Below are 12623 nucleotides of genomic sequence, written 5' to 3' on the forward strand. Positions count from 1 at the left end.
GATCAGGCGTCGCTCAGCAGCGTGCCGGCGTGCAGGATCAGCGTGCGGGCGTCCATCTCGTCGATCAGCGCGTGGTCGTGGCTCGCGATCAGCACCGCGACGCCGACCTGATTGAAATCGCGAAACAGGCGCATCACCTCGCGCGACAGTTCCGGGTCGAGGTTGCCGGTCGGCTCGTCCGCCAGCAGCAACGGCGGGCGCGCCACCAGCGCCCGGGCGATGCCGACGCGTTGCTGCTCGCCGCCCGAGAGTTGCAGCGGCAGGCTGCGTTCCTTGCCGAGCAGGCCCACCTTGTCGAGCGCCGCGCGCACGCGCCGGGCGATTTCCGGCCCGCGGTGGCCGGCCACCACCAGCGGCAGCGCCACGTTGTCGCCGACCGACAGCTCCGGCAGCAGCTTGTGGTCCTGGAAGATCATGCCGATGTTGCGCCGGTAGTACGGCAGCCGGCGGCGCGAGAGTTGGGCGAGGTTCTGGCCGTTGACCACGGCCTGGCCGCGGCTGGGTTTCTCGATGCCGGCGATCAGCTTCAGCAGCGTGCTCTTGCCGGCGCCGGAGTGGCCGGTCACGAAGGCGAGCTCGCCGGCTTCGAGCGTGAAGCTGATGTCTTTCAGCGCGTCGCCGCCGTTCGCGTAGCGCTTGCTGACGTGCTCGAAGCGGATCACGGCGCCTCGCCAGCTTCATCGCGAGACAGGAGCGCCTCCACAAACTCTTGCGCCACGAAGGGACGAAGATCGTCCGCCTTCTCGCCGACGCCGATGTAGCGGATCGGCAGGCGAAGCTGGCTTGCGATTGCCAGCACCACGCCGCCCTTGGCGGTGCCGTCGAGCTTGGTCAGCACGAGACCCGTGACGCCGATCGCCTCGTTGAACTGGCGCGCCTGGATCAGCGCGTTCTGGCCGTTGCCGGCGTCGAGCACCAGCAGCGTCTCGTGCGGCGCGGCGGCGTCAAAGCGGCCCATCACGCGGCGAATCTTGCGCAGTTCATCCATCAGCCCGGCCTGCGTGTGCAGGCGGCCGGAGGTGTCGGCGATGACGACGTCGGCGCCGCGCGTCTTCGCCGCCTGCAGCGCGTCGAAGATCACCGCCGCCGGGTCTGCGCCGGGCTGCTGGGAAATCACCGGCACGCCGAGGCGCTCGCCCCAGATCTTCAGCTGCTCCACCGCCGCGGCGCGAAACGTGTCGCCCGCCGCCAGCACCACCTGTTGGCCGTCGGCCTTCAGACGCTGCGCGAGCTTGCCGATGGTGGTGGTCTTGCCGGCGCCGTTGACGCCGGCCATGAGGATGACGTGCGGCTTGGCGGTGAAGGCCGGCGCCGGCACCTCGCAGGGCGCGAGCAGCGTCACCATGCGCTCCTTGAGCGCCGCGAGCACGGCGGCGCCGTCGGCGAGTTCGTGCCGGGCCAGACGCGCGTTCAGATCATCCACCAGCGTGGTGGTGGCCTCCACGCCGGCGTCGGCGCCGAGCAGCAGGGTTTCTATTTCGTCGACCGTGAGCGCGTCGATGGCGCGCCGGCCGAGCACCAGGTCGGCGATACCGCCGCCGAGGCGCTCGCGCGTGCGGGACAGCCCCTGACGCAGGCGGGCGAACAGCCCCGGGCGGGAAGTTTCGGTCATGGAAACGGGCTGAAACCGGGGCGGCGGATCGGTGGTCGAAGGCCACGTTATGCTAACACCGGCGCCGCGGCGGCCCGCGCGCCCTTACCCACAGGAGCTTCCCGGTGAAACGCACCCTGAGCGCCCTGCTGCTGCTGGCGGGAGCGCCGTTGCACGCGGCTGTGCCGACCCCGTCGGCGACGCAGGAACAGACCCTCGGCAACGGCATGAAGGTGATCGTGCGCGAGGACCACCGCGCCCCGGTGGCGGTGACGCAGGTCTGGTACAAGGTCGGCAGCAGCTACGAGCCGGGCGGGCTCACCGGCATCTCGCACGTGCTCGAACACATGATGTTCAAGGGCACGGCGCGTCTGGCGCCGAACGAGTTCTCGCGCATCATCGCCGACAACGGCGGCGAGGAGAACGCGTTCACCGGCAGCGACTACACGGCGTATTTCCAGACCCTGGCGGCCGACCGCATCGAGGTCAGCTTTCGCCTGGAAGCCGACCGCATGCGCAACCTGCGCCTGGACCCGGCCGAGTTCGCCAAGGAAATCGAGGTGGTCAAGGAAGAGCGCCGCCTGCGCACCGACGACCAGCCGCAGTCGCTGCTCTATGAACAGTTCAACGCCACGGCGTACCTGGCGCACCCCTACCGCAACCCCGTGATCGGCTGGGCCGATGATCTCGCCACGCTGACCGTGGATGACCTCAAGGACTGGTACCGGCGCTGGTACCAGCCGAGCAACGCCACGCTGGTGGTGGTCGGCGACGTCGACCCGGCGCGCGTGTTCGCGCTCGCGCGGCGCTACTTCGGCGGCCTGCCGGGCGGGCAGGTCGCGCCGCCCAAGCGCCAGATGGAGCCCGCCCAGCGCGGCGAGCGGCGGGTGGAACTCAAGGCCCCGGCCGAGGTGCCGTACCTGGTGATGGGCTACCACGGGCCGGCGGCGACCGCCGATGCCGCCGACTGGGAGCCGTACGCGCTCGAAGTGCTGGCCGGCGTGCTGGACGGCGGCGAGAGCGCGCGCCTGGCAAGCCAATTGCGCCGCGGGCGGGAAATCGCCGCCGGCGCCGGGGCGGGCTATCGGGGCTTCCAGCGCGCGCCGGGGATGTTCCTGCTGGAGGGCACCCCGGCGCAGGGTCACACGGTCGAGGAGCTCGAGCAGGCGTTGCGCGGGCAGATCCTCACGCTCGCCCAGACGCCGGTGGCGGCCGACGAGCTCGATCGCGTCAAGGCGCAGGTGGTCGCGGCCGAGGTCTACCAGCGCGATTCGGTGTTCTACCAGGCCATGCGCATCGGTCTACTGGAGACCATCGGCATCGGCTGGCAGGTGGGCGAGGACTACGTGCGGCGCATCCGGGCGGTCACGCCCGAACAGGTGCAGCAGGTGGCGCTGAGGTATCTGGGCGAGGACAAGCTGACCGTCGGCGTATTGCGCCCACAGCCGGGCGTGCTGCCCAAGCGCCGCCCGGCCGGGATCCCCGGCGGCCGCCACGACATCGGGAACTGACATGCGCACGGACAATCGCGGCTTATTCCCTCGCCGGGCGCTGCTGACACTGCTGGGCGGTGTCCTCGGCGGGCTGCTCAGCACCACCGCCGTCGCCATTCCGGCCATCGAGACCTGGACCACCGCCAACGGCGCGCGCGTGCTGCTGGTCAGCACGCCCGCGCTGCCGGTGGTGGACGTGCGTATCGCGTTTGACGCTGGCGCTGCCCGCGACGAGGCCACGCCGGGCCTTGCGCGCTTCACCAGCGGGCTGCTGTTCGACGGCGCGGGCGGACTCGACGCGCAGGCCATCGCCAGCGGCTTCGAGCGGCTCGGCGCGCAGTACGGCGCATCCGCCGAGCGCGACATGGCGGTGGTGTCGCTGCGTTCTCTGGCGGACGCGCCACAGCTCGACCCGGCCGTGGACCTGCTGGCGACGATTCTCGCGAAGCCGGATTTCCCGGACGACGCCGTCGCCCGCGCCCGCCGCACGCTGGAGGTAGCGCTGGCGCAGGAGCGCGAGCAGCCGGGGCAGATTGCGAGCCGCGCGTTCTATCAGGCCGCCTACCGCAGCCATCCGTACGCGAGCTGGCCGGACGGCGAGCCCGAGACGCTGGCGCTGCTGACGCGGCAGGCCGCGCAGGACTTTCACCGTCGCTACTACGTGGCGCGCAACGCCGTGGTGGCCATCGTCGGCGCGGTGGACCAGCCCGCCGCGCAGGCGCTCGCCGAACGGCTGCTGGCCGGGCTGCCGGCCGGCGAGGCGGCACCCGCACTCACTGCCGTACTGCCATTGGCGCAGGCCGCCAACGAGCGCATCCACCACCCGTCCGCACAGGCGCACATCCTGCTGGGTGCGCCGGTGCTCACGCGCGACGACCCGGACTATTTCCCGCTGGTGGTCGGCAACCACGTGCTCGGCGCCTCGGGCCTGGTGTCGCGCGTCAGCAACGTCATCCGCGAGCAGCGCGGCCTCGCCTACAGCGCCTACAGTTATTTCATGCCCATGCGCGCGGCCGGGCCGTTTCTGATGGGCCTGCAAACGCGCGGCGACCAGGCCGGCGAGGCAACCGCCCTGCTGCGCCAGACGCTGGATGAATTCGTCACCGAAGGGCCGACCGGGGCGGAGCTCGCCGCCGCCCAGCGCAACCTGTCGGGCGGCTTTCCGCTGCGCCTGGACAGCAACAAGGAGATCGTGGACTACCTCGCCATGCTGGGTTTTTACCGCTTGCCGCTCGACTGGCTGGATCGCTACGTCGAGCGCGTGAACGCCGTCACCGTGGAGCAGATCAGGGACGCCTTCGCGCGGCGCGTGGACTCCGAGCGGCTGGTGCTGATCCGCGTCGGCGGCGACGCGGGCTCCGCCATCCGGTGAGCGGGCCACGCAACGAGGTCCGCATCATCGCCGGCCGCTGGCGCGGCCGGCGGCTGCGCTTTCCGGCCGACGCCGGCATCCGCCCGACGCCCGACCGGGTCCGCGAGACGCTGTTCAACTGGCTGCAGGGCGCCATTGGCGGCGCGCGTTGTCTGGATCTTTTCGCCGGCAGCGGCGCGCTCGGCATCGAGGCCCTGTCGCGCGGCGCCGACAGCGTGGTGCTGGTGGAGCGCGACGCGCGCGTGGCGGCCTACCTGCGGGACACGCTCAAGGCGCTCGACGCGCGCGGCGGCGAGGTGCAACAGGGCGAGGCGGCGGCGTTTCTGCGCGGTGCCGGCCGGCGCTTTGATCTGGTGTTCCTCGACCCGCCGTTTGCCGAGCACGCGCTCGCGCCGCTGCTGGCTACGCTCGCCGCCTGCGGCCAGCTTGCCCCGCGGGCGCTGGTGTACATCGAGCACGCGGCGCGCGATGGCGAGCCGCCGTTGCCAACCGGCTTTGCGCCCTGGCGCAGCAAGCGCGCCGGGGAGGTCGGCTATCATCTTCTGGCGTGGGAAGGCGCTGCCTGACAGGCCCGCGCGTCCAGTCCACCGGCCGCCCGGCCACCGCCCCGTCACCTACGCAGGCCGCGCATGGCAACCGTCGTCTATCCGGGATCGTTCGACCCCATCACCAACGGCCATGCCGACCTCATCGAGCGCGCGGCGCGGCTGTTCGGGCAGGTCATCGTCGGCATCGCGCGCAACATCAGCAAGCAGCCGCTGTTCAGCCTCGACGAACGCATTGATCTGGTGCGGGCCGTGGTTGGCCAGCTGCCGAACGTGCGCGTCATGCCGATCGACGGCCTGTTGGTCGACTTCGTGGCCAGCCAGAACGCGCAGGTCATCCTGCGCGGCCTGCGCGCGGTGTCGGATTTCGAGTACGAGTTCCAGCTTGCCACCATGAACCGCCACCTGCGCCCGCAGGTGGAGACCATCTTCCTGACGCCGGCCGAACAGCACTCGTTCATCTCGTCGAGCCTGGTCAAGGAAGTGGCGCGGTTCGGCGGCGACGTGTCGGTGTTCCTGCACCCGGCGGTGGCGGCGGCGCTGCGCGCGCGCATCGCCGCGGCCTGAGGCACGATCATGCTCGCCCCACTGCGCCGGCTGCTGGCCGTGCTGGCGCTCGCCATCGCGACGCCAGTCGCCGCGGCGGACGCGGCCTTGCCGGACGCCACGGCCATCGAACAGCGCCTGGCGGCCGTCAAGGCGGACGCTGCACTCGCCGATGCCGACCGCAGTGCCCTGGCAGCGGAACTGCAGACAGCGCTGCGCGAGACCCAGCAGGCAGCGGCCCAGCGGGCCGAGCGCGACGCCCTGCTGCGCACCGTCCGCGCGGCGCCCGGGCGCATCGCCGCTCTGCGCGCCGAACGCGCGCCGGCGTTGTCCGTGCCGCCAGCAACCGCGGATCTCGCCAGCCTCGGCGCGGCGCTGGCCGATGCGCAAGGCATGCTCGAAGCGGCGCTCAACGAGCAGGCGGCGGCCGACCGCCGCGCGCAGGCCCTGGACCAAGCACCGCTTACGCTGCAAACCGAACTCGCGCAGGCGCGCGCCGCGCTGCAGCAGATCGGTTCAGCCGACGACGCCGCGCCGTCTAACAGCGGACCGCTGCACGAGGCGCAGGCGCTCGCGCGTGCGGCGCAACGCGCGGCGCTCCAGGCGGGCATTGCGCTGCGCGAGGAACAACTGCGCACGGTCGAGATTCGGCGCGAGCTGGCGCAGGCCGAGCGCGACGCCGCCGAGCGCCGGGCAGCCGCACTGCAGGACCACGTGGACGCACTGTCGGCGCGCGTGAGCACAGCGCGCCAGGCGATGGCCCGCCAGGAACTCGCCGACGCCGAGGCACTGGTCGCGCGCACGGCCGACGCGCACCCGCTGATCCGCGACACCGCAGCCCGGCAGGCCGAGCTGACGCGGGAACTGGCCGGCGTGCTGCAGGCGGACGACCGCACCGGCGCCGCCATCGAACGCACCCAGGCGCAACTGGCGCAACTCGAGGCACTGCTGCGCGCCACCCAGGCGCAACTCGAACTCGCGGAACTGAGCGGCAGCCTGGCGCAGGCCCTGCACGACCGGCGCCTGCGCCTGCCGCGACCGGCCGATTACCGGCGCGAGACGGCCGAGCGCAACCGCGACATCGGGGAAGCGCGGCTGCGCCAGTTGAGCCTCAGCGAGCAACGACGACAGCTCGGCCTGCCCTACCAGGAGGCGCGCGCGCTGGTGCGCCAGGCCGACCCGCCGATCGCGCCGGAGCAGCTGACCGCCCTCCAGCAAGAACTCGGCGGCCTGCTGCGCGCCGAGGGCAAGCTGGTCGAGCGGCTGGACGACGCCTACGCGCGACGGATCACGCTGGTGAGTGATCTCGGTCGCCGGCAACAGCAGCTGCAGCAGGTGGCGCAGAGCTACGCCGAGCTGCTCGACCGGCGCCTGCTGTGGACGCCCGATACCCCCGTATTCGGCCGTGACGTACTCGCCGCCTGGCCCAGCGTGCTCGACACGCTGTTGCGTCCGAGCCGCTGGGCCGAGCTGCCGGCAGCGCTGGTGACAGCGCTCGCCACGCGACCCGCCGGCGCGCTGGCGCTGGCCTTGCCGCTGCTGCTGTTTGTCCTGCGCGGGCGGTTGGCGCGGCGCGAGCGAACCGACGCGCTGCGCCTGACGGACGTGCACCGCGACAGCGCCTGGCTGACTGCGCGCGCACTGGTGTACTGCGCGCTGCGCGCTGCGCCGTGGCCGGCAACGGTTTATCTGCTTGGGCGCCTGCTGACCAGTGGCGCCGGCGAGGATTCGTTCGCCGCGGCCGGAGGTGCGGCGCTGTCCGGCATCGCGCCATGGGTATTCGTGCTCGGCCTTGTGCGCGACATCGCCCGCCGCAGCGGGGTGCTGGACCTGCACTATCAATGGCGAAACAACACCCGCCAGTTGCTGCGCCGGCAGGTGACGCGTCTGCGCCTCGTGGCGGTCCCGGCCGGGATGCTGGTACTTCTCGGCGAACGGCTCGCGCAGCCTGCGCTGCGGGGCAGCGTCGGCCGGTTGGCGTTCCTGGTGTTCTCGCTGGCGCTGGCGGCATTCCTCTGGCGCACGCTGCACCCACAGCGCGGCGCCCCGGCGGCGTACCTGGCTGCCCGCCCGGACAGCCGGCTGTGGCGCTGGCGGCGCGTGTGGCATCCGCTGCTGATGGCGTTGCCCCTGGTGCCCGCTGCGCTGGCGCTGGCGGGGTTCTATTACGCCGCCCTGCAATTGCAGGCACGCCTGGTCGAAACCGCCGGCTGGCTGCTGGGCGTGCTGCTGGTGTACTACCTGGTGCTGCGCGCGCTCGCAGTAGCCCAACGCCGGCTGCGGCTCAAGCAGGCACTCGCGCCGGACGGCGAGGACTCACCAGACGCCGACGAGCGGCTCGACATCGAGGCCGTGGACGACCAGGCGCGCCGCCTGCTCGGCTTTGTACTGTCGGTAAGCCTGCTGGGCGTGCTGCTGTGGGTTTGGGGGGACTTGCTGCCGGCGCTGCAGACGCTCGACGAGATCGTGCTCTGGCGCTATCGCCTGGGCAGCGAGGCCACCGCGACGGGCACGGTCACGCTGCTGAGCGTCCTGCTGGCCGGCGGCGTGGCGACGCTGACCGTGCTGGCCGCGCGCAACCTGCCGGGGGTGCTCGAAATCGCCGTCCTGCAGCGGCTCGACATGGACGCCGGCGCCCGCTACGCGGCCATCACCGTCACCCGCTACGTCATCGTCACCGTGGGCGTGCTGGTGGCGGTCAACCTGCTTGGCCTCGAATGGTCGAAGGCGCAGTGGCTGGTGGCCGCGCTCGGCGTCGGTATCGGATTCGGACTGCAGGAGATCATCGCCAACTTCATCTCGGGCCTGATCATCCTCGCCGAGCGGCCGTTCCGGGTCGGCGACATCGTCACCGTGGGCGGCGTCAGCGGCAACGTGGCGCGCATCCGCATCCGCGCGACGACCATCACCGACTTCGACCGCAAGGAACTGATCGTCCCGAACAAGACCTTCATCACCGAGCAGTTCGTCAACTGGACCCTGTCGGACCAGATCCTGCGCGTGGTGATCAAGGTCGGCCTCGCCTACGGCGTCGACACCGCCGCGGCGCAGAAACTGCTGCTGGACGTGGTCAGCGCCAACCCCCGCCTGCTGCCGGAGCCGGCACCGCAGGTGCTGTTCACCAACTTCGGCGACAGCGCGCTCGAATTCGAGGTCCGTGTGCACGTGCGCACATTGCAGGACTCCGTGCCCGCCCGCCACGAGCTGCTGATGGCCATCAACCAGGCGCTGCACGAGGCCGGCATCGAGATTCCCTTCCCGCAGCGCGACGTGAACCTGCGCAGCGTGTCGGCGCAGGCGGCGCAGGTGCTGGGGTGCGACCCGGCACCCGCGGCATAGGCGGCCCGGCCGCCCAAAAACGCAAAAGCCGCCTGCCGGGGATCCGACAGGCGGCTTTTTTGCTTCGTCCGCTGCGCGGAGCGAAGCTGGATCAATCCTCGCCGAAGAAATCCAGCAGCAGCTTGTTGAAGCGCGCGGCGTGCTCGATCTGCGTCCAGTGGCCGCACTTGCCGAACAGGTGCAGCTGGGCGTTCGGGATCAGCTCGAACAAGCGCATCGAGTTGCTGAACGGCAGGATGCGGTCCTCGCGGCCGTGGATGATCATGGCCGGCGACTGGATCCTGGCGATGTCGTCTTCCGGGCTGGCCAGCGCGTCGATCCACTGCTGGCGCGGCGCCGGGAACATGCTGGCGTAGGCCTCCTGCACGCCCTCGCGCAGGCTCGCCTCGTAGCGCAGGCGGGCCAGTTCGTCGCTGACCAGGTTACGGTCGTAGGCGAACAGGTCAAGCATCTTGCGCATGTTCTCGAACGAGGGCGTGTAGCCCCAGGCGTGGTCGAGGCCGTCGGTGAGCGGGAACTTAACGCCCGCCGCGCCCATCAGCACGATGCGATTCACGCGGCTCGCATGACGGATGGTGGTAGCCAGCGTCAGCGCCCCGCCGTAGGAATTGCCGACCAGGTTGACCTTCTCCAGGCCCAGCGCGTCGATGAAATCGATGAGGTGCTTCACCCAGCAATCGAGCGTGTACTTCACGCCGGCTGGGTGCTCGGTGTAGCCGAAGCCCAGCATGTCCGGCGCCAGCACGCGCAGCTTTTGCGACAGCACCGGGAAGGCCAGGCGCCAGTTGGAAAACGCGCTCACGCCCGGGCCAGAGCCATGGACCAGGACCGTCGGGTAGCCCTCGCCGAGATCGTGGTAGTTGGTGTTGATGCCGCCGGCGTTGATCCACTTGCCGATTTCGGGATTGCTCATGGTGATCTCGTGTTGAGTGAACGGCGGGCCTATCGCCCCAATTCCTTGGCTGACTTGCCGGCGATGCCCCAGTTGGTGTTCGGCACGTCGTTGATGAGCACGCGCACCTGCTCGGGCTTGGAGCCGAGCACGCGGCACGTGGTCTCGGTCAGCTCGCGGATGAGGCCGAGTTTCTGCTCCTCGGTGCGGCCTTCGAGGATGTTGACCTGAATGAACGGCATGGCGGTGTCCTCAGACGAAGCTGACCGAAATGGAACCGAGATCCTGGTAGTGCACGGTCACGGTGTCGCCGGCCTCGACCGCCACGGCAGCGGTAACGCCGCCGGTCATGATGAAGCTGCCGGCCGGCAGCGCCTCACCCTTGGCGCCCAGCATGTTGGCCAGCATCGCCACGCTCGCCGCAGGGTGGCCCAGCACCGCCGCGCCGCAGGAAAGCCCGACCGGCTGGCCGTTCTTTTCCATCACCAGACCCAGCGTCTTGAGGTCCACGTCGTTGACGTCGCGGCTGCGCCCGCCCGTGACGAAACGACTCGACGAGCTGTTGTCGGCGATCACGCTGACCATGTCGAACTTGAAGTCGCGGTAGCGCGAATCGATGATTTCGAGCGCCGGCAGCACGAAGTCGGTGGCCGCCAGCACGTTGCCGATGTGCACGCCGGGGCCCTTCAGCGGCGCCTTGGTGACGAAGGCGATCTCCGCCTCCACCTTCGGGTGGATCAGCTTTTTCGTATCAATGACGCCGCCGTCCTCGACCGCGAAGTAGTCGAACAGCAGGCCGTAACCCGGCTTGTCGACGCCCATCTGGACCATCTTGGCGCGGGACGTGAGGCCCATCTTGTAGCCGACCTGGCGGATGCCGCGCGCGAGCTTGCGATCCCGGATCGCCTCCATCACCTGGTATGCCTCGGCGATGGTCATGTCCGGGTGGTCGTCGGTGATCTTGGTGACGTCGTAGGCTTCGAGTTCGGCCTTCTCCAGGTACTCGGCCAGTTTGGCGACGGTCGCCGCATCAAGTGCCATGCGCGTGTCCTCAGTGTTTGTGAAGAAATGCACGTCCTGTGCATTTCTTGCATCGCAAGTCCGGTACACGCCCGGACTTGCTTGCGCGAATGAAGCCCTGGCGGGCTTGATTCGCGTCCGGCCATCCTTGGCCGGCCTGAGAGCTTGGAAAATTCACAAGCTCTCAGGCGTGGGCGGGCTGCTTGCCGCGTTCGGCCAGCATTTCGAGCGCGATCGACTCGATCATGTCCTCCTGCCCGGCCACGGTCTTGCGCCGGCCGCACTCGACCAGCAGGTCGCGCACCGAAATGCCGTAGCGCTCCGAGAAGCGTTTGGCGTGCAGCAGGAACGTGGAGTACGTGCCGGCGTAGCCGAGCGACAGCGAATCGCGGTCCACGCGCACCGGCTGGTCCATGATCGGCCGCACGATGTCCTCGGCCACGTCCATGATCTTGTAGAGGCTCACGCCGGTGTCGATCTTCAGCCGGTCGCACACCGCCACCAGCGTTTCGAGCGGCGTGTTGCCGGCACCGGCACCCAGACCCGCGGCAGAGCCGTCGATGCGGTTGGCGCCGGCCTCGATGGCCGCGAGCGAGTTCGCCACGGACATCGACAGGTTGTTGTGGGCGTGGAAACCGAGTTCCACGTTCGGCGCGAGATTCGCCCGCAGCAGGCCGACCTTGGCGGTCACGTCGTCCGGCAGCATGTAGCCGGCCGAGTCGGTCACGTAGATGCAGGTGGCGCCGTAGGACTCGAACAGCTTGGCCTGCTCCAGCAGTTTTTCCGGGCTCGCCATATGCGCCATCATCAGAAAGCCGACGGCGTCCAGGTTCAGCTTGCGCGCAAGACCGATGTGCTGCTCGCCGCAGTCGGCCTCGGTGCAGTGCGTGGCGACGCGGATGCTGGACACGCCCAAATCGGCCGCCATGCGCAGGCCGTCCACGGTACCGATGCCCGGCACCAAGAGACACGACACCTTGGCCTGCTTCAGGTGCGGCACGGTGGCCTTGAGGTATTCCTCGTCCGTGTGCAGGCCAAAGCCGTAGTTGATGGAGGTGCCGTCCAGGCCGTCGCCGTGGGTGACCTCGATCATCGGCACGCCGGCTTCGTCCAGCGCCGACGCGATGGCCGTCATCTGTTCCAGCGTGATCTGGTGGCGCTTGGCGTGCATGCCGTCGCGCAGGCACATGTCGTGCAGGGTGACCTTGCGGCCCTTCAGATCGGTGAGTGCCATGGTGCTGTCCTCGTCGTGATCAGGCGGCGGCGGTCTTGAACTTGGCCGGGTCGAAGGCGCCGGACAGGATGTCCTCGGCGATCATCTCGGCGGTGCGCGCGCCGGCGGCGGTCATGATGTCGAGGTTGCCGGCGTACTTGGGCAGGTAATCACCCAGGCCCTCGACCTCCAGGAAGATCGACACGCGGTTGCCGTCGAACACCACGTTGTGCAGCAGGCGGTAACCGGGCACGTACTTCTGCACCTCGGCCACCATGTCCTTCACCGAGGCGCGGATGGCGTCCTCGTCCGGAATGGTTTCGGTGAGGCAGTGCACCGTGTCGCGCATGATCAGCGGCGGCTCGGCTGGGTTCAGGATGATGATGGCCTTGCCCTTGCGCGCGCCGCCCACCACCTCGATGCCCTTGGCCGTGGTGCGGGTGAACTCGTCGATATTCTTGCGCGTGCCGGGGCCGGCCGACTTGGACGACACGGTGGCGACGATCTCGCCGTACACCACCGGCTGCACGCGGCTGACCGCCGCCACCATCGGGATGGTGGCCTGGCCGCCGCAGGTGACCATGTTGACGTTCATCTCGCGCTTGCCGAGGT

At 69.8% G+C, this 12623-nt stretch carries 12 protein-coding genes; 5 read left to right on the forward strand and 7 right to left on the reverse strand.

The features are described 5' to 3' along the window. Positions 1–2 precede the first annotated feature (2 nt). Positions 3–662: a cell division ATP-binding protein FtsE gene (gene ftsE, locus AB7F93_RS12510; RefSeq protein WP_428303246.1), complete on the reverse strand. Its 660-nt coding sequence runs from the start codon at positions 660–662 to the stop codon at positions 3–5. Continuing rightward, positions 659–1612: a signal recognition particle-docking protein FtsY gene (gene ftsY / locus AB7F93_RS12515; RefSeq protein WP_428303247.1), complete on the reverse strand. Its 954-nt coding sequence runs from the start codon at positions 1610–1612 to the stop codon at positions 659–661. The genes ftsE and ftsY overlap by 4 nt, the downstream gene beginning before the upstream one ends. A 104-nt stretch (positions 1613–1716) precedes the next feature. On the opposite strand from ftsY, the gene AB7F93_RS12520 reads away from it, so the two are divergent. From AB7F93_RS12520 to AB7F93_RS12540, 5 genes are all read left to right on the forward strand, one after another. Next, complete coding sequence (locus AB7F93_RS12520) at positions 1717–3102, forward strand: M16 family metallopeptidase (protein ID WP_428303248.1); 1386 nt, start codon at positions 1717–1719, stop codon at positions 3100–3102. A 1-nt stretch (position 3103) separates the two neighbouring features. Continuing rightward, positions 3104–4456: a M16 family metallopeptidase gene (locus AB7F93_RS12525; RefSeq protein WP_428303249.1), complete on the forward strand. Its 1353-nt coding sequence runs from the start codon at positions 3104–3106 to the stop codon at positions 4454–4456. Then, complete coding sequence (rsmD, locus tag AB7F93_RS12530) at positions 4453–5022, forward strand: 16S rRNA (guanine(966)-N(2))-methyltransferase RsmD (protein ID WP_428303250.1); 570 nt, start codon at positions 4453–4455, stop codon at positions 5020–5022. Before AB7F93_RS12525 ends, rsmD begins: the two co-directional genes overlap by 4 nt. Positions 5023–5085: 63 nt before the next feature. Then, on the forward strand, positions 5086–5568 hold the full coding sequence (coaD, locus tag AB7F93_RS12535) for a pantetheine-phosphate adenylyltransferase (protein ID WP_428303251.1): 483 nt from the start codon (positions 5086–5088) through the stop codon (positions 5566–5568). A gap of 9 nt (positions 5569–5577) precedes the next feature. Further along, on the forward strand, positions 5578–8886 hold the full coding sequence (locus AB7F93_RS12540; protein ID WP_428303252.1) for a mechanosensitive ion channel domain-containing protein: 3309 nt from the start codon (positions 5578–5580) through the stop codon (positions 8884–8886). Positions 8887–8977: 91 nt separating this feature from the next. On the opposite strand, the gene AB7F93_RS12545 is transcribed toward AB7F93_RS12540, so the two are convergent. The 5 genes from AB7F93_RS12545 to AB7F93_RS12565 all read right to left on the reverse strand — a co-directional run. After that, a complete protein-coding gene (locus tag AB7F93_RS12545) occupies positions 8978–9799 on the reverse strand; it encodes an alpha/beta fold hydrolase (RefSeq protein WP_428303253.1) in 822 nt (273 codons plus the stop codon). A 29-nt stretch (positions 9800–9828) separates the two neighbouring features. After that, entirely contained in the window at positions 9829–10020 is a 192-nt protein-coding gene (locus AB7F93_RS12550) for a tautomerase family protein (protein WP_428303254.1), read from the reverse strand. Positions 10021–10030: 10 nt separating this feature from the next. Continuing rightward, positions 10031–10819 (reverse strand): 2-oxo-3-hexenedioate decarboxylase, encoded by a 789-nt coding sequence (gene dmpH / locus AB7F93_RS12555; RefSeq protein ID WP_428303255.1) that lies wholly within the window; start codon positions 10817–10819, stop codon positions 10031–10033. Between the two features lie 163 nt (positions 10820–10982). Next, entirely contained in the window at positions 10983–12032 is a 1050-nt protein-coding gene (gene dmpG, locus AB7F93_RS12560) for a 4-hydroxy-2-oxovalerate aldolase (protein ID WP_428303256.1), read from the reverse strand. Positions 12033–12051: 19 nt separating this feature from the next. Then, positions 12052–12623: acetaldehyde dehydrogenase (acetylating) (locus AB7F93_RS12565; RefSeq protein WP_428303257.1), on the reverse strand; the 572-nt coding region annotated here is incomplete at its 5' end.

This window comes from Immundisolibacter sp., from assembly GCF_050250495.1.
GTDB lineage: Bacteria > Pseudomonadota > Gammaproteobacteria > Immundisolibacterales > Immundisolibacteraceae > Immundisolibacter.